Raw genomic sequence first — 24,315 nt, forward strand, 5'->3', positions numbered from 1 at the left:
TTGGGCCTTGCCGGGCGACAGGAGCCCACCCGCAGCGGGTGCGCGTCGGCCACGTCCCCGCCACCTGGACCGGCCCGCAGGGCTGACCCGGACGGCCCGCTCCGGACGGCGGCAGGGCCGCGGACCCCCGCAGGTCCGCGGCCCTGCCGCTCTCGGAAGCCCCGGCGCGGTTCAGTAGCCGCCTCCATAGCCATCGTCGCCCCCGGCGTCGGCCTTCGCGGTGACCTTCTTCCCCTGCGGCGAGACCGCCCACCACACGTTCTGCACGGCCTGGCCCTTGGTGTCCCCGGCCTTCGCGTCCTTGGCGAAGTAGTACATGGGCCAGCCGTTGATGAGGAGCTGGCACTCGCCCGGCTTGCCGTCCTTGCGCTCGATGAAGCTCACCAGCGCCTTGTCGACGCCCTCGACCTTGAGCTTCTTGAAGCCGTTGAACGTCACGATCGGCCACTTGGCGCGGCAGTCGCCCGAGCAGTTGCTGACCTTGGGGCGGTCCTTGTCGAACCGGTACATCGTCCGGCCCTTGCCGTCGGTGACGATCATGCCGAGCGTCGCGTCCCGCCGGACCTTGATCGTGGTCCACCCGGCCCACCGGCCGCCCGCCGCGTTGTCGCCGTTGGGCTCCTGCTCGGCCTGCGCGGGCGGCGTCGCCGCCTTCACCCCGGCCTTCTTGCCGTCCGGCGCGCTGGCGTACCAGGTGCCGCCGACGCCCTGCCCCTTGACGTCGCCGGGGCTCTGGTCCTTGGCGTACTTGTACAGCGGCCAGCCGCCCAGCGTGACCTGCCACTTGCCGTCCGGCCGCCGCACCTTGCCGACCAGGGCCTCGTCCACGCCCTTGACCTGCGGGTCCTGCTGGCCCGCCCACATCGGCGGCCACGCCTTGGCGCAGGCGTCGGCGCAGGTCGAGGCGGGCGGCCGGGCGGTGTCGTTGTCGAAGCGGTAGAGGGTGCGCCCCTCCCCGTCGGTGACGACCTTGCCGAGCTTGCCGACGCTCGCGACCTCCAGCGCCGACGCCGCCGGGGTCCCGGCCTCCTCGGCGGGCGCCTCGGCGGCCGGGGACTGCTTCAGCCCTGCCGAGCTGTTGCGCTGCGCGCCGCCCTGCTCCTGGCCGCAGGCGGTGACCAGCACCCCGGTCGCGGTCAGGGCGGCCGCCGCGGGGATCGCCCAACGTGGGAATTGCATCTCGTCTCCTCCGTCTCGGTTCCGGTCGATCGAGGCGGAGCGGCCGCACCGCTCTCCCGGATCGTGGAGCAGTACGGGGAGGGGCGCGGCACGGGTTCAACGGCCGGTCCCGCGCGGATCAGGACACCGGTCCCTCACCCGGGACGCGGTGAGAGGCGACACTCCGAAGCAGGGGAACCCGCGCACCGCGGGAGGTCTCTAACAAAAAGAGCAGCGAGGACGAGCGAGGGGCGAAGGCATTGGAGACGCGGCAGAAGCCTCGGACGGACGCCACCGGGCCGGGCGTCGCCGGGCCGGTGACGCTGGTGAAGGCGGACGGCCCCGCCGCCGTGCCCGCCACGCCCGCCGTTCCCGCGCGGCCCGCCGGTCCGCCGTGGATCGTCGTCCCGGCCCGGATCATCGCGCTCGTGGTCGTCCTGCCGGTGCGGCTCTGCTACGAGCTGCTGCTTGGCCTGTTCCGGTCACCCCGGTGGCTGGCGAAGCCGCTGGGCCGCGCCGCGCGCGCCTTCTACAAGTACGTGCTCGCCCCGATCGGACGCGGCTTCGCGTGGGTGGGGCGCGGCGTCTGGTCGGGCGTGCGGGTGGTCGGCTCGGGCCTCGGCTGGTTGTGGCGCAACGGCGTCGCCCGGCCGCTGCACTGGTTGTTCGTCAGCGTGATCTGGGCGGCGCTGCGGGTCTTCGGGCGCGGGACGGGCAGGTTCAGCCGCTGGTTCTACCGGACGCTGCTGGCTCCCGTCGGCCGCGCGCTGGCGACGGTCCTGGACCTGCTCGTGGTGCGGCCGGTCGTCGCGATCGCGCGCGGAGCGTGGTGGTTGTTGCGGATGGCCGCCATCGGCGTCGGCAAGACCATCGAATGGCTGGTGGTGCTGCCGCTGGTCCTGCTGTGGCGGTACGTGCTGCGGCCCCCGCTGGTCGGGCTCGGCTGGGCGGCGCGCTGGCTGGGCGGGCTCCTCGCCCGCTTCGGGCGGGGCACGGGGATGGTGCTGGCGGCGTTCTGGCACGCGTTCACCGGAAGCCTGGCGTGGGCGTGGCGGGTGATCGGGACCGGGCTGCGCTGGCTGGGCCGGGTGCTGTTCGTGATCCCGGCGGTGCTGGTGTGGCGCTACGCGCTGCGGCCGGTCGCCCTGGGCGTCGCCGCCGTGTGGCGGGTCACGGTCGTGACCCCGTCCCGCTGGGTGAAGGCGAGCGTGCTGCTGCCCGCCGGACGCGGGATGCACTCGGCCTGGCGGGTGTCGGTGCGCGAACCGGCCGCGTGGGTGCGCGCGATGGTGCGGGGCACCAGCCGCGAGGTCCGGCTTCAGGTCCGACGGGCCTTCGGCCGCGCCTGACCCACCGGCGGCCGCGATCAGCGCAATCGTGTAGGCCCGGCCGGGGACTCCCCGGCCGGGCCGTGTGTCACGCGTTCTTCTCGGCGTTGCGCTCCTGCATCTTGCGCAGCAGCTCGCGCTTCTGGGCGAGCGCGTTGGTGCCGCCCGCGCCGCCCGCCTGCCCGCCGCGCAGCTCGCGACGAGCGATCTTCTTGCGCTGGCCGCCGACGCCCAGCAGTCCGTTACGGCCCTTGGCCATGCTGTCTCCCGATAGGCAGAGATGGATTCGCGGCATCTCGGCCCGTGTCCCGGGGAGCGCGGGTCTCAGCCGTTCGCGCCCCGGGCGGGCCGGAGGGCCGGGCGGTCGCGGTAGGTCCGCTTCTGGAAGGGCCACCCCTGGGCGGCCCGGGCATGGAGCAACATGTCGGTCAGGCTAGGCGGGCCGTCCCCGCCCCTCAACCGGTTTTCCGGCTGGTCCCTCTGCGATAATCGGCCGTGATGTATCGACTTGTGTTCACCCACGTCATCACGCGGATCTCGGCCGAGACCGCCCATCACTGGACGATGCGCGGCCTGCGTCTCGTCCAGGCGATCCCGGGGGGCGCGCCGCTGGTCCGGCGGGTGCTCGCGCCGCGCGATCCGGGGCTGGCCGTGCGGGCGCTCGGGCTGGAGTTCCCCGGGCCGCTGGGGCTGGCGGCCGGGTTCGACAAGGACGCGGTGGCCTACGAGGCGCTCGGCGCGTTCGGGTTCGGGCACGTCGAGATCGGCACGCTGACCGGGCAGGCGCAGCCCGGCAACCCCAAACCGCGGTTGTTCCGGCTGGTGCGGGACCGGGCCGTCATCAACCGGATGGGCTTCAACAACCACGGGTCGCAGGACGCGGCGCGACGGCTGCGGGCCCGGAAGCCGGGCACGGTCGTGGGCGTCAACATCGGCAAGACCAAGGTCGTCCCGGAGGAGGAGGCGACCGGTGACTACGTGCTGAGCACCGAGCGCCTGGCCCCCTACGCCGACTACCTGGTGGTCAACGTCAGCTCGCCCAACACCCCTGGGCTCCGCAACCTCCAGGCCGTCGAGCACCTGCGGCCGCTGCTGACCGCCGTGCGCGAGGCCGCCGACCGGGTGAGCGAGCGGCGCGTCCCGCTGCTGGTGAAGATCGCGCCGGACCTGGCCGACGACGACGTGGACGCCGTCGCCGACCTCGCCCTCGAACTGGGCCTGGACGGCATCATCGCCACCAACACCACCATCGCCCGCGACGGCCTGGCCAGCCCCGCCGAGCTGGTCAAGGAGACCGGCGGGCTGTCGGGCGCGCCCCTCAAGGAACGCTCGCTGGAGGTGCTGCGGCGGTTGCGCGCGCGCACCGGCGACCGCCTCACGCTGGTGTCGGTCGGCGGCGTCGAGAACGCCGACGACGTGTGGGAGCGCGTCCGGGCCGGGGCGACCCTCGTCCAGGGCTACACCGGCATGATCTACGGCGGGCCGCTGTGGGCCCACCGGGTGCACCGCGACCTGGCCCGGCGGCTGCGCGGCAGCACGTTCGCGACGCTGGCGGACGCGCGCCGCCGCGCTTGACGCGACGGCGGTGATCTTTTTGCCCGGCCGCGCCGGGTCACGGCGGGCCCGCGCCCGGCGGCCCGGCAACAGTGATCACCCATGAGACCAGTGATCACCGTGCTCGCCTGCGCCGCCGTCGCCCTCACCGCCGAACCGGCGCTGGCCGCCGCCCCGGCCCGCCAGGCCCCGGCCCTGCCGGACCCGGCCGGAGCCGACTGCCGCACCGTCCCGATGACCCGGCCCTACGCGCCCCGGCCCGTCCCCGGGCAGCGGGCGGCGGCCGTGCCCCGCACGGCCGAGTTCGCCTTCCCCGGCGCGCCGATGGAGGTCACGCTGCCGCCCGACGGCTGGGACGCCCGGACCGCCTCCGCCGCGGAACTGGAGCGCTACGGCTACCCCGAGCGCCCTTCCGGCGGCCCCGAACTGGCCGAATGGACCGCCGAGAACGTCGGGTACGACGCGGTCGAGCCGAGTTTCTGTCACACCGGCCGGTCCAACGGCGGCGTCGCGGCATCCCGGAACTGGGCGGGCGTCGTCGGCACCGCCGCGTCGGCCCCGCGCCGCCGCAAGTGGAAGCAGGCGTCGGCGACCTGGATCCAGCCCCGGTACGACATGGCCTCCTGCCGGAAGGCGGGCTCCGTCCCGGCCAACTCCATCTGGCCGGGCCTGGGCGGAAACGGCGCCCGGACGCGCGGCCTGCTCCAGAACGGCACCAACACCGACCTTCGCGGCCACCCCTACATCTGGTGGGAGGCCATCGACATCCGCCGGGGCCGCACCGCCTACGACACCCGCGAGGTGCAGGTGCGCGGCCTCAAGGTCAAGGCGGGCCACAGGATCAAGGCCCAGACGGTCTACCGGGCCGGGCGGCGGCCCTCGGTGACCTTCCGCTTCTACAACATCAGCACCCGCAAGCGGCTGATCCTGGGGCCCTGGCACCACATCGACGGCAAGCCGGTCAAGCGCTTCTACGACGGGGCCAGCGCCGAGGTCATCGCCGAGCGCTCCACCGTCAGCGACAACCCGAAGCGGCCGTTCTCCTCGCTGCCGAGGCCGGTCGGGAACCGGATCGCCGTCACCGACTCCTGGTTCGCGACCGGGTGGCGGAACAAGGCCCGCGTCCCGCTCCGCAAGCTGCGCCGTCCCCAGTACACGCGGCTGGAGGAGGGGGCCACCGACAAGATCCTGTTGCAGCCCTCGCGGGTGGCCAAGGGCCGCAAGGGGACCTCGCGCTGGTCGCTGGCCTGGCGGTCGTGCGGGACCGGCCGCCCCTGACGGCACGGCCGGGCCCGCCGCGCAGCCGGGCTCACAGCGCAGCCGGACTCACAGGGCGTCCGGGACCACCTCGAAGAAGCCGTCGGCGACCAGCTCCGGCAGGACCGCCGCCGCGTGCGCCCGCACCTCGGCCGCGTCCAGCCCCATCAGCTGGGCGATCGCGCCGACGAGCGGCTCCAGCGGGATCGTGCCGTCGCAGACGCCCGCGAGCGCCGCCTCGACCGAGTGCACCCCGGCCGCCCGGCCGAGCCGCCCGGTCTGCCGCAGCAGGATGCGCTCGGGGTCCTCGGCCCCGGGCGCGCCGATCTGCTCCTGGACGACCCCGGCGGCCGTCCGCAACAGTTGTGCACAACTTGTGGAAAACTCCTGCGCGGCGGCCAGCCCGTCCACTACCCGGTCCACGTACGCGCCCACCGGCTGCTCGACCGGATGGCGCAACTCCTCCACCCGCACGGCGGGGTCCGCGACACCCGTGCGGCGCAACGTGATCCACCCGAATCCGACCCCCGTGACGCCCTGCCGCTCGAAGTCCGCCAGCCACCGCGCGTAGCGGCGGCGGTACTCCGGGGTGCCCGTCTCGACCGAGTCGCGCAGCCACAACTCGGCGTATTCGGCCGGGTCCTGGACGTCCCGCTGGACGATCCACGCCTCACATCCGGACTCGCTCGCCCAGGCCCCGACGCGCTCCTCCCAGGGCACCCCGTCGACGTGCAGCCAGTTGGCCAGAAGCTGGCAATACCCCTGCTCAGTAAGCATTTCCTGAGCCCCGACCACCAGCCGGCGGCAGAACTCGTCGCCCGCCATCCCCGACTCGCGGTACACGTAGCGCTCGCCGTCGCCGGGGGCCACCACGAACGGCGGATTGGACACGATCAGATCGAAGCGCCGCCCCCGCACCGGCTCCAGCAACGACCCCTCCAGCAGCTCCACGCCGTCCAGCCCGGACAGCGCGAAGCTCATGCCCGCCAGCCGCAGCGCGCGCGGGTTCACGTCGGTCGCGGTGAGGGCCGCCGGGCGGGGCCGGACGGCCGGGTCGGCGACGTGCAGCGCCTGCACGCCGCAGCCCGTCCCGAGGTCGAGAACGTTGTCCACAGGGCTGTGGACAACCAGCCGGGCGAGGCTCCCCGACGCGCCCCCGACGCCCACCACGTGATCGGGCCGCACCCGCTCCCCCGAGCCGGGCCGCACCTTCAGATCCGAGACCGCGTACCCCGCGTGGCCCGCCCCGGTGACCGACTCCAGCGGCTCCACGCGCAGCAGCGGCCGCAACTCCCCGCCGGACTCGGCGGCCAGCCCGGCCGCCACCAGGTCGGCCGCGCCCGCCAGCGCGCCCGCCGGGACCGGTTCCTGGATCCAGAGCAGCCGGGTCAGCGTCTCCAGCGGCGAGCCGCCGCCGGTGGCGCGCAGCGCGGGCACGATCTCGTCACGGGCCAGCGCGCCGCCCGCGACGGGGCCGAGCAGGGCGCGGACGCCCGCGACGGTGTAATCGGCGCCGGTGAGCAGGTCACCGGCGCGCTTCAGGGCTTGTTCACGTTCGGACACCCGCCCCATCCTGCCCGCTGCGCCGCCCCGACCGGGGCAGGAGGCACCGGGTCAGGAGGTGAAGTACTTGTCGAAGCCGGTCACCAGCGACTGCGCGATCTTCTGCCGGAACGCCGCGCTGGACAACTTGGCCGCGTCGCCCGCGTTCCGCATGTTGCCGCACTCGATGAACACCTTCGGCACCGTGGACAGGTTCAGCCCGCCGAGGTCGCTGCGCGGGTCGAGCGCCTTGGTGCCCCGGTAGTTGGAGTAGGCGACGCCGGTGCCCTCGTGGTAGCCGTCGCGGATGGCGCGGCCCAGCTTCTGCGAGGCGGGCACCGCCTTGGCGTTGAAGCCCTTCACCGCGACCGGCTCGATGATGTGGAAGCCGTGCTGGGCGGCCCCGGCCCCGTCGGCGTGGATCGACAACGCCGCGTCGGCCTTGGCGCGGTTGCCGATGGCGGCCCGCTCGTTGATGCACGGCCCGACGCCGGTGTCGTTGTGCCGGGTCAGCACGACGTTGGCGCCCTGCGCGCGCAGCAGCTTGGCCAGCCGGTTCGACACGTCCCAGGTGAAGGCGCTCTCGGCGTACCCGGCGTTGGTCTCGGTGCCGGTGGTGTCGCACTCCTTGCGGCCGTTGCCGATGTCGACCTGCTTGGCGATCGCACTGGGGTTCTTGGCGTTGCCGCCGTTGTGGCCCGGGTCGATCACGATGGTCTTGCCGCGCAGCGCGTCGGCCGCGCCGCCGTCGCCGGTGTCCTCGGAGGCGGGCGGCTGGCTCGCCGTCCCGCCCGCCGGGGCCGTCGCCGCGGGCGGCTGGACCGGTTCGCCCGTCCTGGGCGGGCTCGTCTCCTTGCCGGACGAGCCGAGCCCGCAGCCGGTGAGGGCGCCCAGCCCGAGCACGAGGCCGAGCGCGAGGCCCGGCGCGCGCCCCGGGGCCGCCGTACCGCTTCGGTGGATGCGCACAGGCTCGTCCTCCCGTGATGGGTTCGTTATCGACCTTGACAGTCTGCACACCGGTCCGCGTACGTCAAACGCACTTCTCCGAATAAGCGCAGAACATAGGGACAAAGCAGGAAAGCGGAAAAGCGGAAAACCGGACGGCCGGGACCGCGACCTTCCGGTGGTCGCGCGGCCCCGGCCGCCCCGTCAACGTGCCCGTCCTGTCAACGTGCCCGTCCCGTCAGCGGAGCGGGCCCTCCCTGCCGAGCAGCGCCGCGAGGGCGCGCGCCTCGTCCGCGTCCAGGCCCAGCACCACCCGGGGCCGTCCCCACGGGTGGTCGATCGAGTGGGCCACGTAGCTGGCGACGGACTCGGAGACCTGCTCGGCCAGCCCCCGCGCGTGGCGCCACTCCGACCACGCGCGCTCCAACTCGCTCGCCGCGCGCTGCGCGCACGACACCAATTCCGGATCACGCACGGATGAACCCCCCTGGTGAACATGATCCTTCTCCGTGTCCACTCGGCGGAGTCCCGGCCGGACCGCCTCCCCCGAGCCGGCCCGAGCGCACGGTTCCCCGACCCGCCGAACGGTGTGTCCATTAACCCGCCATGGGCGCGCGACGGCCCTGCGATTGCGCCAGGCTTGGCCGGGCCCTTACCCGCGCGGCACCAGATCGAGAGGATCGATCGACCTGCCGCGGACCCCGCGCGGCCGGGCCGCCGACTCTCTCCGGGAGCGTCTCGGAAGCGTGTTCAGGAGGCGGGCACCGGTCCCGTCGTCGCGCGCACCACCAGGTGCGGGGTCACCAGCGTCTGCCGGGCCGTGCGCGCCGAGTCGGCGATGCGCGCGGTCAGCAGCTCGGCCGCCACCCGCCCCATGTCGCGGCGCGGCTGGTCGACGCTGGTCAGCGAGATGTGCCGGATCGCGGCCAGGTGCGTGTTGTCGTAGCCGACCACCGAGACCTGGCCCGGCACCGCCAGCTCCAGCTCGTCGGCCGCCGACAGCGCGCCGGTGGCCACCAGGTCGTTGGGCGCGAAGATCGCGGTGGGACGGGGCTCGCGGCGCAGCAGCGTGCGCGCCGCCCGGTAGCCGCCCTCCTCGGTGAAGTCGCCCGGCTCCACGGCGATCTGGTCGCCCAGGCCGTGCCGCTTCATGGCCTTCTCGTACCCGGCGCGGCGGTAGCGGGCGGTGGTGGAGGGCGCCCCCTCGATGTGCGCGATGCGCCGGTGCCCCAGCTCCACCAGGTGGTCGACGGCCAGGCTCGCCCCCAGCTCGTCGTCGTCCACCACGATGTCCACGCCGTGCACGTCGCGCTCGCCGACCACCACCACCGGGACGCTGGCCGCCGCCTCGCTCAGCGAGTCCGGCACCACGCTGAGCAGCACCAGCCCGTCCACCCGCATCTCCAGGAACGCCTCGACGGCCTCGGCCTCGAACAACGGGTCCCAGCGGCCGCTGCCGACCAGCATCCGCAGGCCCGCGCCGTGCAGGCTCTCCTGGAGCCCGTCCAGGAACTCGGCGAAGAACGGGTTGTGCAGGTCGGCGACGATCGCGCCGATCAGCCGGGTGCGGCCCTCGACCAGGCTGCGGGCGACCGCGTTGGGCCGGTAGCCGAGCTCCCGGGCGGCCTGGAGCACCGCCTGGCGGCGGCGTTCGCTGACGTGCGGCGACCCGCGCATCACCAGCGACACCAGGGATTTGGACACCCCGGCCCGTTCGGCCACGTTGCGGATGGTGGGCTTGGGGACGGGGGGCGCCGGGGCCCGCGGGGCGGGCACCGTCCGTCCTTGGCGCGGGGGGCTTGATTCGCTTGCTGACATGGCTCTCCGTCCGGGGGGCCTGCAGGACCTGCCGCCTCGACGCGCGGGGCCGTCGCGGGGTCGCAGCGGGCCGGCACGCCCTCCTCACTCGGGAGGAGATGCCATGATGCCCCTCCTTCGCCCCATATCGCCGCAACAGCGAGTAACGGGCGGGCGCCAATGGGAGTTCGGGCCTGTGGTGTTCCGGATCACAGGACGTCCGGGAGCGTTCCGGAGCGCCCCGGGCGCCCCGGCGGCGGCCGGTCGCGCCGCCCCGCCCCGCGGGCTCGGATACCCTGCCCAGGTGGGAGATCGTGTAGTGGCGGATGACAAGGCTGCCGGCAAGGCGGCGGGCAAGGCCGCCGCCAGGGCGCGCGGCGGCGCCGCTCCGCGCGGGCGGCGGGCCGAGCGGGCCGAGCGGCCCGAGGCGCGGCAGGGCGGGCGGCGCAGGCTCAGCGTGGACGAGCGCCGCGACGAGCTGATCGACGCCGCGCTCCAGCTGTTCAGCACCCGGCCGCCCGAGGACATCTCCATCGACGACGTGGCGGCCGCCGCCGGGGCCTCCCGCGCGCTGGTCTACCACTACTTCGGCGGCAAGTACGAGCTGTACATCGCCGCCCTGGGCAGCGCCGCCAAGCAGCTGTCGGTGCTGCTGGAGCCGCCCACCGAGGGCACCCCGCTGCAGCGGCTCCAGATCTCCCTGGAACGTTACTTCGACTTCGTGGAGCGGCACGCGGCCGGCTTCACCGCGCTGCTGCGCGGCGGCCCGGCCGACCGGTCCGGCGAGGTCGGCGAGATCGTGGACGGCATCCGCCAGCTGCTGCTGGGCCGCATCCTGCACGCGCTGGGCGTGGAGGCGCCGCCGCCGGTGTTGCGGATCACGTTGCGGTCGTGGATGGCGTCGGTCGAGACCGCCGGGCTGGACTGGCTGGAGAACCGCGACCTGGAGCGCCCCGAGCTGGAGCGGCTGCTGGTCGACCAGCTCGTGGTGCTGCTGCACGTGGCCGGGAACCACGACGCGGGCATCGGGGAGCTGTTCAACCGGCTGGCGAGCGAGGAGCTGGGCCCGCAGGACGCGCAGGACGCCGCCGGAGAGTGACCGGCCCGCCGCGGACCGGGACACCGAAGACTGTCCCCCGGGACAGCCCGGTGGCCTCGCCTTCCGGCCACACCGGCGTGCGGCCCCGGGCATACGAAAGTCCCGTCCGAGGACACGCACCCCACGCGGGTGTGCGCGCACACGGACGGGACTTCCGGCGAAACGGTGAGCGGGCCGGGACCGCGGTTCTCGGACGACCGTGGTCCCGGTCCTTGCCGGCCGGGAGGCTTCTGAACCGTTCCCCACGCGCAAGCGGCGTGCGGGGGTGTTCAGCGGCCTCCTGACCGCCCCCCAAACTGGCGCGACGTGCGCCCGGCGGCCCCTGCGGCGGGGTCCGCCGACCGGAGAGGGCTATGCCCTACTCCGAGCGCTGCTGCGGGATGCCCGCCAGCAGCGCCCGTACCTCGGCCTCGCGGTAGCGCCGGTGTCCCCCCAGGGTGCGGATGGACGTGAGCTTGCCGGCCTTCGCCCAGCGCGTGACGGTCTTGGGGTCAACGCGGAACATCGTCGCCACCTCCGCCGGCGTCAACAGGGGCTCGGCTTCTGGCGTACGTGCTGACATGTGTGCGGCCTCTCCTCCGTGGACCGATGACAGCGATCCTGCGATTAATCTCGCGTGGTCACTGATGTCCCCTATGGCCCGAAAGAGCCACTATGACATCACAACGTGTAACCTTGCCACCACTCATCGCAACAAGCAAGTACCTTTGCCACCCCTCGTAGGGATTCATGTCGCATCAGAGTGGTCGCCGGGTCACGCTGAGTGATTCTAGCGACACGTATAGTCGTATCGCGCAGGGATTCAGGAAATTTGTTCAGTTCGGCGCAGGGGACGGCGGGTCGACCGGCTGTAACCCCAGGTGAGGGACGAGCGCTACGGCCGGAAGTTCGGGATTCATCCGGGACTGTCCACCGGGTTCCGCGGCCGTCGGCGCCACAGTAGCGCGAGAAGCGCGGGCGCCCCGCCAGGCGGACCGGCGGTGCGTCGGCGCGCGGTCCGGCCAGCGTAGGGGGTACGGACGGGCGGAAGCGACGCCAGTCCGCCGATTCAGTTCGCCGATTCCAGGGCGCGGATCGGACGCCAGCGCGCCAGCAGCCGCTTGTACATCGCGACCGCCAGCTCCACCTCGCCGCGCGCCATCCCGGCGACCGCGACGCCGACCTCGGCCACCGACTCGTCGGCCCGCAGCGCGTCGTCGTCCAGCAGGTGCACCAGCCCGCCGTAGTCCAGCTCGACCAGGGCCTTGGGGTGGAACCCCTCCAGCCAGTCGCCCAGCGCCTCCAGCCGCCCGGCGGCCAGCATCGGCGCCTCCCGCGTCCCCTCGCCGAGGTTGTCGCGCACGACCGGCAGCGCGGCGGCGATCCGGCGGCGGGCCTCGGGCATGGAGGTGACGTAGATAAGGGTGCGCGCGGGGACCGCCGTCGCCGGGCCCCGGTTCGCGGGTTCGCCGTCCCCGGCGGGCGGCCCGCCCAGCAGCAGGCACCGCTCGGCGTGGGCGAAGGGAACGAACCACGTCAGCGGCACGTGCCAGTTGCTGGACCGGATGCAGGGGCGCAGGCTCCGGCCCGCCCGCTTCCAGCGCTCGAAGTCGTCGGCGGTGCGCGCGGCCACCAGCGGCGGCACGAAGCAGGCCGTCACCGCCGCCGGGGTCTGCGCGGCGAACCGCTCGAACGCCTGCCAGGAGCGCAGCCGCGTCTGCCACGGGCAGACGTAGAGCATGTCGCCGGAGCGCCGCACGTAGGCGTGCCCGCTCTCCCGGTCCGGCGCGGGCTCGGGCGGGTCGGCGGCCAGCCGCCGGGTCGCCTCGGCCTGCTCGGCGGCCAGCGCGCGCACCCGGCGGGGCCGCCGCCGGGAGTCGGCGTAGGCCGTCCACAACGTCCGCGCCGGTTCCGGGAAGGCGGTCACCGGTTCGTATACCCGTAGGTAGGCGGCGTACGGAAGCACCATCGCATCGTGGCACGGGCCCGGACGGAACGCGGCCCGGTCGCCGGTCTCCGCGCCCGCCGCGCCCCCGTCCCGCCAAGATCGACGATCGTCACCCCGGAGAAGGGCCCCGGGGTCCCCGAGGTGACTTCCACCACCTTTAGGCTGATCTCAGACTGAGAGGAGGGCACTACCGTGCCTAACGTCTTCGGGTCGCCCCACAAGGGCTCGGAACCCCGACACGAGCAGGTCGTCTTCTGCCAGGACGAGGCCAGCGGCCTGCGCGCCATCATCGCCATCTACTCCACCGCGCTCGGCCCCGCGCTGGGCGGCACCCGCTTCTACCCCTACGGGTCGGAGGAGGAGGCGCTCGCCGACGTGCTGAACCTGTCGCGCGGGATGGCCTACAAGAACGCCATGGCCGGGCTGGACCTCGGCGGCGGCAAGGCCGTGATCATCGGCGACCCCGCCACCGACAAGTCCGAGGCGCTGCTGCGCGCCTACGGCCGCTTCGTCCAGTCGCTGAACGGCCGCTACTACACCGCCTGCGACGTCGGCACCTTCAGCGAGGACATGGACCTGGTGGCCCGCGAGTCGCGCTTCGTGACCGGGCGCACCGTCGCGCACGGCGGCGCGGGCGACTCCTCGATCCTGACGGCGTTCGGCGTGTACCAGGGCATGCGGGCGGCGGCCGAGACCGTGTGGGGCGGGCCGTCGCTGCGCGGGCGGCGGGTCGGCGTCGAGGGCGTCGGCAAGGTCGGCCACCGGCTGGTGGAGCACCTGCGGGAGGAGGGCGCCGAGATCGTCGTCACCGACGTCAACGCGGCGGCGGTGGAGCGGCTGCGCACCCGGCACCCCGAGATCGAGGTGGCCGCCGGCGGCGCCGAGCTGATCAACAGCGACCTGGACGTGTACGCGCCGTGCGCGCTGGGCGGCTCGCTGAACGACGAGACGGCCGGGGTCCTCACCGCCGCGATCGTCTGCGGCGCGGCCAACAACCAGCTCGCCCACCCGGGCATCGAGAAGGTGCTGGCCGACCGCAACGTGCTGTACGCCCCCGACTACGTGGTCAACTCCGGCGGCGTGATCCAGGTCGCCGACGAGATCGAGGGCTTCGACTTCGACCGGGCCAAGGCGCGCGCGACCCAGATCTTCGACACCACCCGGCGGATCTTCGCGCTGGCCGCCGACGAGGGCGTGCCGCCGGCGGTGGCGGCCGACCGCCTCGCCGAGCGCCGCATGTCGGAGGTGGGCAGGCTGCGCGGCATCCTGCTGTGATCCCCCATGTGATCGACATGTGATCCGCATCACGTTCCGGCCCGCCGCCGCCCCCCGCCGCGCGCAGGCGGGCCGGGCCGTGCCGCCCCGTGTCGCCCCGAGTCTGTGAACCCGCAACGACCCGATACACTGGGGTTCTCCGCAACGAGCGTGCCGCCACGTACCGACGATGTACCGAGCCGGGCGCAAAACGGGTACGGTTGTATCCGTGACTGACGCATGGCTCATCAGGCACCGGTTCGTGTGGTACACGCGCGCGTTGATGGGCCCACGAAAGCCCTGACCATCGAGGGGGTCGAGCCAATGGGTCGCGGCCGAGCCAAGGCCAAGCAGGTAAAGGTTGCCCGCCAGCTCAAGTACAACAGCGGCGGCACCGACCTCGACCGCCTGAAGAGCGAGCTGGGAGTCAACGACTCCCCCGGCGAGGACTACGACGAACTCGCCGAGAAGTACGCCGACTATGCCGACGACTACGGCAAGGACGACCGCGACGGCACCTCCGGTCGCTGATCGAGAAGCATTCCGCCACTGCCCGTGACCGCAAGGCCGGGCAGTGGCGTTTGTTTGCGGTCGCCGGCCTCGTCGCCGGACCCCGGCGCCCCTCAGGGGCGGCCGGGGCTCCCGTCGTTCACTGCGCGGCCAGCGCCTCGCGCACCCCGGGCTCGTCCCGGCCGCCGACCGCCGGGGCGGGCCGGAAGGTCAGGCTGCGCACGGCCTTGAGCATGGCCAGCGGCTCGCGCAGGTAGCCGCCGACGGTGGCCTCGGTGCGGTTGCCGCCCATGCTGTCGTCGCCGACGCCGTAGGCCTCCATCCCGGCCGCCCGGCACAGCGCGACGGCCCGCGGCAGGTGGAAGCGCTGCGTGACCACCGTGACCCGCTCCACCTTGAAGATCCGCTTGGCCCGCGCGCACGAGTCCCAGGTGTCGAGCCCCGCGAAGTCGCGGACGACCCTTCCCTCCGGCACCCCGTGCCGGACCAGGTAGTCCCGCATGACGGTGGGCTCGTCGTAGCCGTGCCGCCGGTTGTCCCCTGACACCAGCAGCACCTTGACCTTGCCGGTCCGGTACAGCTCGGCGGCCAGGTCGAGCCGCCGGGCGAGCAGCAGCGACGGTTGTTCCTGCCAGATCCCCGCCCCCAGCACCAGCGCCACGGGCGTCGCCGGGACCCGCTCCACCGGCTGCCGGTAGCGGGCCGTCTCGGCGTAGGCCCACCCGGTGGGCGCGAGGACGGCGAAGACCCCCAGCCCGCCGAGCACCGTCAGCGGCAGGGCCGCCGCGCGCAGGCGCCTGAGCGGCACATCCTTCATTCCCGCCCCCCGATCGTCGTGTCCTGGTTGGACGCTTGGACATTATGCGAGGTTCGCCGGTAACAACCGGCTCCGCCGAGCGGCCCCGGCCGCCCCCTGACACGCCGAAGGCGGCCCGGCCGAGGGCCGGGCCGCCTTTCACGTCGGTCGATCAGGTGTAGGCGGCGGTGCCCTTGCCCGGGACGATCTCGCCCAGCACCCAGGCCGGGACGCCCCGGCCCGTCAGCAGGCGCAGCGCCGCGTCGGCGGTCTCGGCGGAGACGATCGCCGCCATGCCGACGCCCAGGTTGAACGTCTTGTCCATCTCCGCCTGCGGCACCTCGCCGTGGGCGCGCAGGATCTCGAACAGCGGCGGGACCTCCCACGAGGAGCGGTTCAGGACCGCGTCCACCGTGCCCGGCAGGGAGCGGGCCAGGTTCGCCGTCAGGCCGCCGCCGGTGATGTGCGCGAACGCGTGCACGCCGCCGGTCTCCATCAGCGCCAGGCAGTCCTTGGCGTAGATGCGCGTCGGCGTCAGCAGCTCCTCGCCCAGCGTCCGCGCCAGCTCGGCGGGCGTGGACTCCAGCTCCAGGTCGCTGTTCTTCAGGATGTGCCGCACCAGCGAGTAGCCGTTGGAGTGGATGCCCGAGGACGCCATGGCCAGCACCACGTCACCCGACTCGACCCGCTCGGGGCCCAGCAGCGCGCCCGCCTCCACGACGCCGGTGCCCGCGCCCGCGATGTCGAACTCGTCGGGCCCCAGCAGGCCCGGGTGCTCGGCCGTCTCGCCGCCCACCAGCGCGGCCCCGGCGAGGGCGCACGCCTCGGCGATGCCGCCCACGATGTCGGCGATCCGCTCGGGGACCACCTTGCCGCAGGCGATGTAGTCGGTCATGAACAGCGGCTCGGCTCCGCACACCACCAGGTCGTCCAGCACCATGCCGACCAGGTCGTGGCCGACGGTGTCGTAGACGCCGAGGCGGCGCGCCAGGTCGACCTTGGTGCCCACGCCGTCGGTCGAGGTCGCCAGCAGCGGCCGCTCGTAGCGCAGGAACGCCGAGGCGTCGAACAGCCCGGCGAAGCCGCTGGCGTCGTCCACGACCTCGGGGCGGCGCGACTTCGCCACGCGCGCCCTCATCAGCTCGACGGCGCGCTCGCCCGCCGCGATGTCCACTCCGGCAGCCTCGTAGGAGGTGCTCACGGTCTGTCCCCCGGGATAGTTGTCGGCCCTAGGACCGGGTCGGCTCCAGCAGGTGCTTGCCGCGGGCGCTCTCCTCGACCGGGATCGGGTAGACGCCGTCGAAGCAGGCGCGGCAGAGCCGGTCCTTCTGGATCTGGGAGGCGGCGATCAGCTCGTCCAGCGAGATGAAGCCGAGCGAGTCGGCGCCGATGGAGTCGCGGATGCCCTCGACGTCGAGGTTGCCGGCGATCAGCTCGGCGCGGGTGGCGAAGTCGATGCCGTAGAAGCACGGCCAGGCCACCGGCGGGCTGGAGATCCGCACGTGCACCTCGGCGGCCCCGGCGTCGCGCAGCAGCGACACCACCTGGCGCTGGGTGTTGCCGCGCACGATGGAGTCGTCGACCACGACCAGGCGCTTGCCCTCGATGGCCTCGCGCAGCGGGTTCAGCTTGAGCCGGATGCCCATCTGGCGGATGGTCTGGGACGGCTGGATGAACGTGCGGCCGACGTAGGAGTTCTTGACCAGGCCCTGCCCGTAGGGGATGCCGGACGCCTCGGCGTAGCCGATCGCGGCCGGGGTGCCCGACTCGGGGGTCGGCATGACCATGTCGGCCTCGACCGGGTGCTCCAGCGCCAGGCGGCGGCCCACCTCGACGCGGGTGGCCTGCACGCTGCGGCCCGCGATCGTGGTGTCGGGCCGGGCCAGGTAGACGTACTCGAACAGGCAGCCCTTGGGCTTGGCCTCGGCGAAGCGCTCCGAGCGCACGCCGTCGCCGTCGATCTCCACCATCTCGCCGGGCTCGATCTCCCGGACGAAGCGGGCGCCGACGATGTCCAGCGCGGCGGTCTCGGAGGCGACGACCCAGCCGCAGTCCTCCCACTGGCCGAGCACCAGGGGCCGGATGCCCTCGGGGTCGCGGGCGGCGTAGAGCTTGCCCTCGTCCATGAAGACCAGGGAGTAGGCGCCCCGGGTGGCCGGGAGGATCTCCCGCGCCGCCGCCATCGGGCCGCCCTCGAGTCGCTTCAGGGGGGACGACCCCCCTGGACCCCCCGCGCCCTCGCGGGCGGCGATCCTCGCTTCGCTGCGGTCACCGCCCGCGGTGGCCAAAAGGGCGGTCAGGACCTCGGTGTCGGTGGTGGCGGTCAGGTCGGCCGAGTCGAGCCGGGCGGCCAGCTCGGGCGTGTTGATCAGGTTGCCGTTGTGGGTGAGGGCCAGCCCGCCGTGCCCGGTGGACCGGAACGTCGGCTGGGCGTTCTCCCAGGTCGGCGACCCGGTCGTCGAGTAGCGGCAGTGGCCGACCGCGATGTGGCCGCGCAGGGTGTTCAGCACCGACTCGTCGAAGACCTGGGCCACCAGGCCCATGTCCTTGAAGACGACGATGCGCGACCCGTCGCTGACCGCGATCCCGGCCGATTCCTGGCCGCGGTGCTGCAACGCGTAGAGGCCGTAGTAGGCGAGCTTGCTCACCTCCGCGCGGCCTGTCTCCGTCGGGGGGACCCACACGCCGAAGACCCCGCAGGCGTCCTGCGGGGCGCGGTCGGAGGGGTCGATGTCGTGGCTCAGACGTCCGTCACCGGAAGGCACGCTCGCCAGTGTAGAGGCCCCCTTCACCTGCTCCGATCAGCCCATCTCATTGACCGACCTTTACCCGGGACGCCACCGGGCATGTCACGGCGCGCGCGAGTCTTGTCGTCGACAAGGGGGAGGAGCGCATGACGATGCCGGGATACCAGACCTACGCGCCGCCGTCCGCGCCCGAGCGGACCGGGCTGGCCAGGGCCGCGCTGGTGCTCGGGATCGTCGGGCTGGTGGGCCTGGTGTTGTGCTTCGCCGGGATGATCCCGGCGCTGGTCGGGCTGGTGCTGGGGGTGGTGGCGCTGGCGCGCGGCACCAGCGCGCGGGGCATGGCGGTCGGCGGGGTCGTGTGCTCGGCGCTGGCGCTGGTGGTCGGCGGGATCGCGATCTTCTGGCTGCTGAGCAAGGCCGCCGAGTGCGGCGACCGGTCGCACTACCCCGACGACGCGGCGCGGCAGCGGTGCGTGGAGCGCGAGTTCCCCTTCACCGACAAGACCACCGCGCCCTGACCCGTCGCGGCGGGACGGCCGGTCACGGCGGGGACGCCGCCAGGATCCGCACGTCCCGCTCGTCCAGCGCCGAGGCGTAGACGCGGAAGTCCTCCAGCAGTCCGGTCAGCCCCGGCCTGCCGGGCTCGCCGCCCAGATGGAACGGCCCGCCCGGGGTGACCACGGGATGTTCCAGCGGCACGGCCGAATCCAGCCTGCCGTCGATGTAGAGGAACATGCCGTCGGTGTCCACGACGAGCGCCAGGTGGGCCCACTCGCCCAGCGGCACGGTGCGGCGGCTGTCGGCGTACTCGGGCCCCTTGACGGTGAACAGCTGCACCCGCAGCCGCATCGCGTCCGGGTAGAGCCACAGGCCCACGCCGCGCGCGTCGTGCTCGGCGACCGGCTTGTAGAGCAGGCTGCGCCACTCCCCGACCGGGCCGGCCGCCGCCTTCACCCAGAACGCCAGCGTGAACCCGAAGATCTGGCTGAGGACGAGCTGCGGCGCGGCGGGGATCTCCACCCGGCCCCGGCCGTCGAAGGCGAGCGCCTGGCCGTCCGCACCCGGGACGATCTCCACGCCCGCGTCCAGCACGGCGGGCAGCCCGGCCTCGGCGTCGGCCACCCGGCGGCCGTCGATGGTCTCGATGTCGAACGTCCAGTGCCCGACGAGCATGGCACCACCTTCCATGCCAGGCCCCGATCCCCCTCCACCGTCCACGCTGGCAGCGGACGGGCCGGGATACAAGACCCGAATTGGACGGGGCGTCAACGGCCCCGGTCAGCCCGCCGCGTCCTCCGGCGGCGCTTCGGGCGGGAGCGGCAACCACGCCGACAGGTCGGCGCGCGCCCCGCTGGCCCGTACCCGCCCGGATTCCACCGCTTCCCCCCAGCTCATCCGGCCAGTGGCCAAGGCGATCCAGGTCATGGCGTCCATCTCCACCACATTCGGCGGGGTTCCCCGGGTATGGTGCGGGCCGTCGACGCACTGCACGGCGGCGTGCGGGGGCACCCGGACCTCCACCGAGCGTCCCGGGGCCAGCCCGGCGAGCCGGTCCAGCAGGTGCCGGACCGCCCCCTTGAGCACCGGCCCCGTGAGCACCGGGCGGGCGGGGTCGGCGCCGGCGTCCAGCGCGGCCAGTACCGTCTGGTAGGCGGCCCGGCGGAGATCGGCGGGCTCGCCGGGACCGGTGACGGGCGGCAGGCCGAGGGTGGCGCGCTGCCCGTCCAGCAGGTCGCGGGTGAGCGGTGATCGAGGCATCGACAGGACGGTACCCGGTCGGCGGGAACCGGTCGCGTTCGGTCGCCGTCCGGACACAATCCCGGCGGAACGGGCCCGCACCCGGTAGAAAGGGGACCGGTGCTGAACGGGGTCTGAGGTGTTCGGGGGGAACTGACCGGAGCCGCGTGGGGACGCGGGTCCGGCTGAGGACACGGAGGTTCGTGATGGCCGGGTTGCTGACGTCCCGGGCGCTGCCGCTGCAGCCCGGGGACCCGCGCCGGCTCGGCGGGTACGAGATCACCGGGCGGCTCGGCGTCGGCGAGCAGGGCGCGGTGTTCGCCGGGCGGTCCGCCGCCGGGCGGCCGGTCGCCGTGAAGCTGCTGCACGTGCGGCTGAGCGGCGAGCCGGTGGCGCGCTCGCGGTTCGCCGTGGCGCTCGCCCCCGCCCGCAAGGTCGCCGGGTTCTGCACGGCCGGGCTGCTGGACTCCGGCGTCGAGGGCGACCGCCCCTACGTCGTCGCCGAGCTGGTCGACGGGCCCTCGCTCCAGCAGCTGGTCGCCGAGGAGGGCCCGCGCGGGCCCGCCGTCGTCGAGCGGGTCGCGGTGGGCGCGGCGATCGCGCTGGCGGCGGTGCACCGGGCCGGGGCGCTGCACCTGGACGTCAAGCCCGGCAACGTCCTGCTGGGCCGCGACGGGCCGCGCGTGGCCGACTTCGGCGTCGCCCGCGCGCTGGAGGCCGTCAACGCCGTGCCCGCCGGGCGCACGGTGACCGACCCGGCCTACCAGGCCCCCGAGCAGCTCAGCGGGCAGGGCATCGGCCCGGCGGCCGACGTGTTCGCCTGGGCGGCGACGCTGGTGTTCGCGGCGACCGGCGCGCCGCCGTTCGGCGACGACTCGCCCTCGGAGGTCATGCAGCGCATCGTCTACGACGACCCCGACCTGTCGGCGCTGCCCGAGTCGCTGCGCGAGGTGGTCGCCGACGCGCTGGCCAAGGACCCGGCGCAACGGCCGACCGCGGCGGGGCTGCTGGAACGGCTGCTGGCCGAGGACGGGCCGCTGGCCGCCCGGCTGCCCGCGTCGATGGTCGACGAGGGCCGCGCCCTGTCCGGCGGCCCGGCCCCGGCCGCGGGCTCGCCCCCGGCTCAGGCCCCCGCCCTGGGCCCCGCCCCGGCTCCCCTGGCCCTGCCCGCCCCGGACGATTCCGGGCCGAACACCGGTCCGCAGCCGGAGACTTCGGTCACACCGCGCCCCGACGTCGCGCCGGAGCCCGAGCCCGCGCCCACGCAGGCCGTCCCCGTGCTGGTCCACGACCGCATTCAGCTCCCCGGCAACCAGGCCACCGCGGTCTTCGACATGCCGTCCGACCCCGTCGATCCGGCCGACCCGACCGCCCCGCACATCGTCCCCGGCATGGCGGGCCCCTACGGCGGCGACGACGCCCGCACCGGCACCGCCCTGCTGGACGCGGTGCCGCCGGCCGGGCGCACGCCGCTGCTGGCGCGCGTGCGGCGCAACAACCACGTGCTGGGCGTGGCGCTGTCGCTGACCATCGGCGTGCTGGTCGGTGTCGCGATCATCGCGCTGGTGTTGTGGCCGCAGCTCAAGGAGGAGCCCGCAGGCTCCGCCGACCCTGCCCGCCCGGCGGCCGGGCAGGCGGTCGACACGATCCCCGGCTCGTTCGGCGGCACGTGGAAGGGCACCGCCGTCAACGCCACCAACGGCGTGTCGTTCCCGCTGGAGGTCACCTTCACGGCGGGCGGCAAGAACGCGCGGGCCGTCTACCCGAAGGAGCGCTGCACCGGCGCGCTGACCTTCGTGCGGGGCACCGGGGAGAGCCTGCGGATGACCGTCGCGGTCGCCAAGCCCTGCTCGCCCGGCAACGTGCAGGTGGACCGGCAGCCCGACGGGTCGCTGAAGTACGTGTGGACCTCTCCGAGCAACGACAACCGCCGCTACGAGGCCGTGCTGAAGCGCGGCTGACCTCGGTCTTTTCCTTCGACTCCGGCATCACGGGCCGGGCGAACGGCGCAGCGCGCCGCCCGCCCGGCCCGTTTTTACGGTATTGAGTCCGAATTGACCTTCACATCCGCAATAGATCTATTAGGGTGCTCACGGCTGATTCCCCCGACCCTGCGCGCCGGACGCCGCGGCACGGTGCCGCGTTCCCGGCCGCGCCCTGAAGGAGTCCCCTTGCGCGTTGCCCCCCGGCGTGCCCTGCTGGCCGGTGCGATCACCGCGTCCCTCGGCGCGGCCGCCACCCTGCCGTTCCTCGCCTCCGCCGACACCGGCCCCGACCTGGTCAAGGTCGCCGCGGTCACCGGCGGCGGCACGCCCATCCCCGGCCAGTACATCGTCACCATGAAGGGCGGCGCGTCCCCGGTCGACGCCTCGCGCCAGGTCAGCGCGAACGCCAAGCACTTCACCGGCGCCGTCAACGCCTTCGCCGCCAAGCTCGACGCCCGCCAGCTCGACCGGCTGCGCCGCGACCAGCGCGTCGCCGCGATCGAGCCCGACCAGATCTACAAGGCCGACACCGTGCAGCGCTCGCCGCTGCCGTGGGGCCTGGACCGCATCGACCAGCGCACCGGCCGCAACAAGGCCTACTCCTACGGCTGGAAGGGCACCGGCGTCACGGCCTACGTGATCGACAGCGGCATCGCCGCGAACCACCCGCAGTTCGGCGGCCGCGCCGCGTCGGTGTGGGTCGCCCCGAGCCTGGGCGGCAACGGCGGCGACTGCGCCGGGCACGGCACGCACGTGGCCGGGACCATCGGCTCCAAGCTGCACGGCGTCGCCAAGAACGTGCGGATCCGCTCGTTGCGGGTGCTGGACTGCGAGGGCAACGGCTCGTTGTCGGACGTGCTCGGCGCGATCAACTGGCTGCGCACGCACGCCCAGCGGCCCGCGGTCGCGAACCTGTCGCTCGGCGGCGGCAAGTCCAACGCGCTCAACACCGCGCTGACCAACCTGTCCAAGTCCCGGGTGTTCGTGTCGGTCTCGGCCGGCAACGAGAACCAGAACGCCTGCAACACCTCGCCCGCCAGCGCGGGCTGGGTGGAGGCGGTCGGCGCGACCACCGTCTACGACAACCGCGCCGGGTTCTCCAACCACGGCAAGTGCGTGGACATCTTCGCGCCCGGCTACGGCATCACCTCCACCTGGCCGGGCGGCGGGCAGCGCTCGCTCAGCGGCACCTCGATGGCCTCCCCGCACGTGGCGGGCGTGGCGGCGCTGATCCTGTCGAAGTGGCCGAACTCCACCTTCCCGCAGGTGCAGAAGTGGCTGAGCGACTACTCCACCAAGAACCGCATCGGCAAACTCCCGCGCGGCACCGCCAACAAGATGCTCTACAAGGCGAATCTGTGAGGCCCGTCACGTAGGATGGCCCGGCTCCCCGCGCGGGAGCCGGGCTGCCGGGCCAGGGACCACCTCATACGCCGCAGGGGTTAACCTTGGCGAGGTACTGGATGGTTCCTTACAGTTCGTTGGCATTCGGTCAGTGACCGGCCTCGCCCGCCGAGGCAAGCTGACCGGATCGGCCGAGTCCCGCGGTGTCCAGCGCGGGAGCCGGGGACCCATCTGCCGGACGGCCGGGGAGCGGTGGCTTCCCGGCCGCGCTCCGGCCGGGGTGAGTTCACGCGCCGCGCCCGTCGGCCGTGATAGGGCGGACTCCGCGCCCGAACCCGTCAGCTAACCCGGTAGGCGACCGAGGAGAGGAGACGACGTGGAGACCCCCACCTCCACCGGCCGGCGACGCCGTCGCCGGCGCGCCGCCTTGGCCCTCGCGGCCCTGGCCGGGGCCGTGCCGCTGCTGGCGGGCACCACGGTCACCGCGCCCGGGGCGCTGGCCGACCCGGGCGACAGCGGCCGGATCAGCAAGCTGAACGACCAGATCGAGCGGCTCGACAAGGCCTACGGCGGCGACCTGGCGCGGCTCAAGGACGCCCAGTTCGACATGAAGCGCGCCCTGGACAAGGCCCGCGTCCTGCGCGCCGACCTGGAGGTGACCCGCCGCTCGGTCGCCACGCTCGCCGCGACCCAGTACATGACCGGCGGCACCGACCCCACCCTCCAGGTCATCACCGCCGACGACCCGGCCGGGCTGCTGGCCACCAGCAGCCTGACCACGCACCTGGGGCAGAACCAGGCCGCCAAGGTGCAGATGGTGCAGAAGCTGGTCGCCGAGCAGGAGAAGGCCCAGCAGGAGGCCAAGAGGAAGGTCGAGGGCCTGGAGAAGCAGATCGCCGACCTGCTGAGCAAGAAGAAGCAGATCCGCGAGCTGGTCAAGAAGTACAAGCCGGAGTCGCCGAGCGCCGGCATGGGCGGGGTGACCCCGCGCATGAAGAAGGTGCACGACGTCCTGGACGTCGAGTTCGGACCGTTCCCGATGATCGGCTGCGTGCGCACCACCGGCGACCCGCAGGACCACGGCGTCGGCAAGGCGTGCGACTTCATGGTGACGACCGGCGGCCGCATGGCCGGCGGCTCGGCCCAGGCGCTGGGCGACCGCACCGCCGCCTACGCCATCGCCAACGCCAGCAAGCTCGGCGTGAAGTACGTGATCTGGCGGCAGCGCATCTACGACATGCGCTCGCCCGGCTGGGACTCGATGTCCGACCGGGGCGGCGTCACCGCCAACCACTACGACCACGTCCACATCAGTGTTTTTTGAGCCCCGGCCCA

Annotated in this window: 23 protein-coding genes and 1 riboswitch; of the genes, 10 read left to right on the forward strand and 13 right to left on the reverse strand. The window is 73.6% G+C overall.

Annotated features, from left to right (window positions below):
- Positions 1 to 171: 171 nt before the first annotated feature.
- Positions 172 to 1,179, reverse strand: coding sequence for a hypothetical protein (locus AH6_RS26370; protein ID WP_067484947.1), 1,008 nt, complete (start codon positions 1,177 to 1,179; stop codon positions 172 to 174).
- 239 nt (positions 1,180 to 1,418) lie between these two features.
- On the opposite strand from AH6_RS26370, the gene AH6_RS26375 reads away from it, so the two are divergent.
- The gene (locus tag AH6_RS26375) at positions 1,419 to 2,507 is read left to right on the forward strand and encodes a hypothetical protein (RefSeq protein WP_067484950.1); all 1,089 of its coding nucleotides are present in this window, start codon (positions 1,419 to 1,421) and stop codon (positions 2,505 to 2,507) included.
- A gap of 67 nt (positions 2,508 to 2,574) precedes the next feature.
- On the opposite strand, the gene AH6_RS44785 is transcribed toward AH6_RS26375, so the two are convergent.
- Positions 2,575 to 2,745 (reverse strand): DUF6243 family protein, encoded by a 171-nt coding sequence (locus AH6_RS44785; protein WP_169807911.1) that lies wholly within the window; start codon positions 2,743 to 2,745, stop codon positions 2,575 to 2,577.
- Positions 2,746 to 2,984: 239 nt separating this feature from the next.
- On the opposite strand from AH6_RS44785, the gene AH6_RS26380 reads away from it, so the two are divergent.
- Both AH6_RS26380 and AH6_RS26385 read left to right on the forward strand, forming a co-directional pair.
- A complete protein-coding gene (locus AH6_RS26380; RefSeq protein ID WP_067484953.1) occupies positions 2,985 to 4,061 on the forward strand; it encodes a quinone-dependent dihydroorotate dehydrogenase in 1,077 nt (358 codons plus the stop codon).
- An 81-nt stretch (positions 4,062 to 4,142) separates the two neighbouring features.
- Positions 4,143 to 5,318, forward strand: coding sequence for a G1 family glutamic endopeptidase (locus tag AH6_RS26385; RefSeq protein ID WP_083983475.1), 1,176 nt, complete (start codon positions 4,143 to 4,145; stop codon positions 5,316 to 5,318).
- A gap of 48 nt (positions 5,319 to 5,366) precedes the next feature.
- Here the strand turns inward: AH6_RS26385 and AH6_RS26390 are convergent, their stop codons facing one another.
- The 4 genes from AH6_RS26390 to AH6_RS26405 all read right to left on the reverse strand — a co-directional run bounded on the left by AH6_RS26390 (position 5,367) and on the right by AH6_RS26405 (position 9,560).
- On the reverse strand, positions 5,367 to 6,869 hold the full coding sequence (locus tag AH6_RS26390; protein ID WP_157431730.1) for a DUF7059 domain-containing protein: 1,503 nt from the start codon (positions 6,867 to 6,869) through the stop codon (positions 5,367 to 5,369).
- A gap of 42 nt (positions 6,870 to 6,911) precedes the next feature.
- The gene (locus AH6_RS26395) at positions 6,912 to 7,805 is read right to left on the reverse strand and encodes an N-acetylmuramoyl-L-alanine amidase (RefSeq protein WP_245679473.1); all 894 of its coding nucleotides are present in this window, start codon (positions 7,803 to 7,805) and stop codon (positions 6,912 to 6,914) included.
- 217 nt (positions 7,806 to 8,022) lie between these two features.
- Positions 8,023 to 8,259 carry a hypothetical protein gene (locus AH6_RS26400; protein ID WP_067484971.1) on the reverse strand — a complete coding sequence of 79 codons (237 nt, stop codon included), beginning with the start codon at positions 8,257 to 8,259 and terminating at the stop codon, positions 8,023 to 8,025.
- Positions 8,260 to 8,534: 275 nt separating this feature from the next.
- Positions 8,535 to 9,560 carry a LacI family DNA-binding transcriptional regulator gene (locus AH6_RS26405; RefSeq protein WP_245679474.1) on the reverse strand — a complete coding sequence of 342 codons (1,026 nt, stop codon included), beginning with the start codon at positions 9,558 to 9,560 and terminating at the stop codon, positions 8,535 to 8,537.
- A 325-nt stretch (positions 9,561 to 9,885) separates the two neighbouring features.
- On the opposite strand from AH6_RS26405, the gene AH6_RS26410 reads away from it, so the two are divergent.
- Positions 9,886 to 10,680 (forward strand): TetR/AcrR family transcriptional regulator, encoded by a 795-nt coding sequence (locus tag AH6_RS26410; protein ID WP_083983476.1) that lies wholly within the window; start codon positions 9,886 to 9,888, stop codon positions 10,678 to 10,680.
- A 358-nt stretch (positions 10,681 to 11,038) separates the two neighbouring features.
- On the opposite strand, the gene bldC is transcribed toward AH6_RS26410, so the two are convergent.
- Both bldC and AH6_RS26420 read right to left on the reverse strand, forming a co-directional pair.
- Complete coding sequence (bldC, locus tag AH6_RS26415) at positions 11,039 to 11,242, reverse strand: developmental transcriptional regulator BldC (RefSeq protein ID WP_012850682.1); 204 nt, start codon at positions 11,240 to 11,242, stop codon at positions 11,039 to 11,041.
- Between the two features lie 486 nt (positions 11,243 to 11,728).
- Positions 11,729 to 12,625, reverse strand: a complete 897-nt coding sequence (locus tag AH6_RS26420) for a DUF8083 family protein (RefSeq protein ID WP_067485030.1) — start codon at positions 12,623 to 12,625, stop codon at positions 11,729 to 11,731.
- Between the two features lie 174 nt (positions 12,626 to 12,799).
- Between AH6_RS26420 and AH6_RS26425 the strand changes: the two genes are divergently transcribed.
- On the forward strand, positions 12,800 to 13,882 hold the full coding sequence (locus AH6_RS26425; protein ID WP_067484974.1) for a Glu/Leu/Phe/Val family dehydrogenase: 1,083 nt from the start codon (positions 12,800 to 12,802) through the stop codon (positions 13,880 to 13,882).
- A gap of 303 nt (positions 13,883 to 14,185) precedes the next feature.
- Positions 14,186 to 14,392 carry a DUF3073 domain-containing protein gene (locus AH6_RS26430; RefSeq protein ID WP_067484977.1) on the forward strand — a complete coding sequence of 69 codons (207 nt, stop codon included), beginning with the start codon at positions 14,186 to 14,188 and terminating at the stop codon, positions 14,390 to 14,392.
- A gap of 118 nt (positions 14,393 to 14,510) precedes the next feature.
- Here AH6_RS26430 and AH6_RS26435 read toward each other — a convergent pair whose 3' ends face one another.
- The 3 genes from AH6_RS26435 to purF all read right to left on the reverse strand — a co-directional run bounded on the left by AH6_RS26435 (position 14,511) and on the right by purF (position 17,932).
- Positions 14,511 to 15,188, reverse strand: coding sequence for a SanA/YdcF family protein (locus tag AH6_RS26435; RefSeq protein ID WP_067484980.1), 678 nt, complete (start codon positions 15,186 to 15,188; stop codon positions 14,511 to 14,513).
- A 151-nt stretch (positions 15,189 to 15,339) separates the two neighbouring features.
- The gene (purM, locus tag AH6_RS26440; RefSeq protein ID WP_067484983.1) at positions 15,340 to 16,368 is read right to left on the reverse strand and encodes a phosphoribosylformylglycinamidine cyclo-ligase; all 1,029 of its coding nucleotides are present in this window, start codon (positions 16,366 to 16,368) and stop codon (positions 15,340 to 15,342) included.
- Between the two features lie 28 nt (positions 16,369 to 16,396).
- A complete protein-coding gene (purF, locus tag AH6_RS26445) occupies positions 16,397 to 17,932 on the reverse strand; it encodes an amidophosphoribosyltransferase (RefSeq protein ID WP_067484986.1) in 1,536 nt (511 codons plus the stop codon).
- 128 nt (positions 17,933 to 18,060) lie between these two features.
- On the opposite strand from purF, the gene AH6_RS26450 reads away from it, so the two are divergent.
- Positions 18,061 to 18,432: a DUF4190 domain-containing protein gene (locus tag AH6_RS26450; RefSeq protein WP_067484989.1), complete on the forward strand. Its 372-nt coding sequence runs from the start codon at positions 18,061 to 18,063 to the stop codon at positions 18,430 to 18,432.
- Positions 18,433 to 18,454: 22 nt separating this feature from the next.
- On the opposite strand, the gene AH6_RS26455 is transcribed toward AH6_RS26450, so the two are convergent.
- Both AH6_RS26455 and AH6_RS26460 read right to left on the reverse strand, forming a co-directional pair.
- Positions 18,455 to 19,087: a LamG domain-containing protein gene (locus AH6_RS26455; RefSeq protein WP_067484991.1), complete on the reverse strand. Its 633-nt coding sequence runs from the start codon at positions 19,085 to 19,087 to the stop codon at positions 18,455 to 18,457.
- Between the two features lie 105 nt (positions 19,088 to 19,192).
- Entirely contained in the window at positions 19,193 to 19,672 is a 480-nt protein-coding gene (locus AH6_RS26460; protein ID WP_067484994.1) for a sterol carrier family protein, read from the reverse strand.
- 185 nt (positions 19,673 to 19,857) lie between these two features.
- Here AH6_RS26460 and AH6_RS26465 point away from each other — a divergent pair, with 185 nt between their 5' ends.
- The 3 genes from AH6_RS26465 (at position 19,858) to AH6_RS26475 (ending at position 24,304) form a co-directional block, all read left to right on the forward strand.
- Positions 19,858 to 21,612: a serine/threonine-protein kinase gene (locus tag AH6_RS26465; protein ID WP_067484997.1), complete on the forward strand. Its 1,755-nt coding sequence runs from the start codon at positions 19,858 to 19,860 to the stop codon at positions 21,610 to 21,612.
- Between the two features lie 210 nt (positions 21,613 to 21,822).
- Positions 21,823 to 22,998 (forward strand): S8 family peptidase, encoded by a 1,176-nt coding sequence (locus tag AH6_RS26470; protein ID WP_067484999.1) that lies wholly within the window; start codon positions 21,823 to 21,825, stop codon positions 22,996 to 22,998.
- Between the two features lie 161 nt (positions 22,999 to 23,159).
- Positions 23,160 to 23,353: riboswitch (cyclic di-AMP (ydaO/yuaA leader) on the forward strand.
- A 3-nt stretch (positions 23,354 to 23,356) separates the two neighbouring features.
- Positions 23,357 to 24,304 (forward strand): coiled-coil domain-containing protein, encoded by a 948-nt coding sequence (locus AH6_RS26475; protein WP_067485010.1) that lies wholly within the window; start codon positions 23,357 to 23,359, stop codon positions 24,302 to 24,304.
- Positions 24,305 to 24,315 lie beyond the last annotated feature (11 nt).

This window comes from Actinomadura hibisca NBRC 15177 (genome assembly GCF_001552635.1).
GTDB classification, from domain to species: domain Bacteria; phylum Actinomycetota; class Actinomycetes; order Streptosporangiales; family Streptosporangiaceae; genus Spirillospora; species Spirillospora hibisca.

Excerpts from the sequence above, each read along its gene's own strand:
- AH6_RS26430 (WP_067484977.1), top strand. The coding sequence starts at position 14,186 with ATGGGTCGCGGCCGAGCCAAGGCCAAGCAGGTAAAGGTTGCCCGCCAG.
- AH6_RS26460 (WP_067484994.1), bottom strand. The coding sequence starts at position 19,672 with ATGCCTCGATCACCGCTCACCCGCGACCTGCTGGACGGGCAGCGCGCC.
- AH6_RS26455 (WP_067484991.1), bottom strand. The coding sequence starts at position 19,087 with ATGCTCGTCGGGCACTGGACGTTCGACATCGAGACCATCGACGGCCGC.
- AH6_RS44785 (WP_169807911.1), bottom strand. The coding sequence starts at position 2,745 with ATGGCCAAGGGCCGTAACGGACTGCTGGGCGTCGGCGGCCAGCGCAAG.
- AH6_RS26465 (WP_067484997.1), top strand. The coding sequence starts at position 19,858 with ATGGCCGGGTTGCTGACGTCCCGGGCGCTGCCGCTGCAGCCCGGGGAC.
- AH6_RS26435 (WP_067484980.1), bottom strand. The coding sequence starts at position 15,188 with ATGAAGGATGTGCCGCTCAGGCGCCTGCGCGCGGCGGCCCTGCCGCTG.
- bldC (WP_012850682.1), bottom strand. The coding sequence starts at position 11,242 with ATGTCAGCACGTACGCCAGAAGCCGAGCCCCTGTTGACGCCGGCGGAG.
- AH6_RS26370 (WP_067484947.1), bottom strand. The coding sequence starts at position 1,179 with ATGCAATTCCCACGTTGGGCGATCCCCGCGGCGGCCGCCCTGACCGCG.
- AH6_RS26390 (WP_157431730.1), bottom strand. The coding sequence starts at position 6,869 with ATGGGGCGGGTGTCCGAACGTGAACAAGCCCTGAAGCGCGCCGGTGAC.
- AH6_RS26450 (WP_067484989.1), top strand. The coding sequence starts at position 18,061 with ATGACGATGCCGGGATACCAGACCTACGCGCCGCCGTCCGCGCCCGAG.
- AH6_RS26385 (WP_083983475.1), top strand. The coding sequence starts at position 4,143 with ATGAGACCAGTGATCACCGTGCTCGCCTGCGCCGCCGTCGCCCTCACC.
- AH6_RS26380 (WP_067484953.1), top strand. The coding sequence starts at position 2,985 with ATGTATCGACTTGTGTTCACCCACGTCATCACGCGGATCTCGGCCGAG.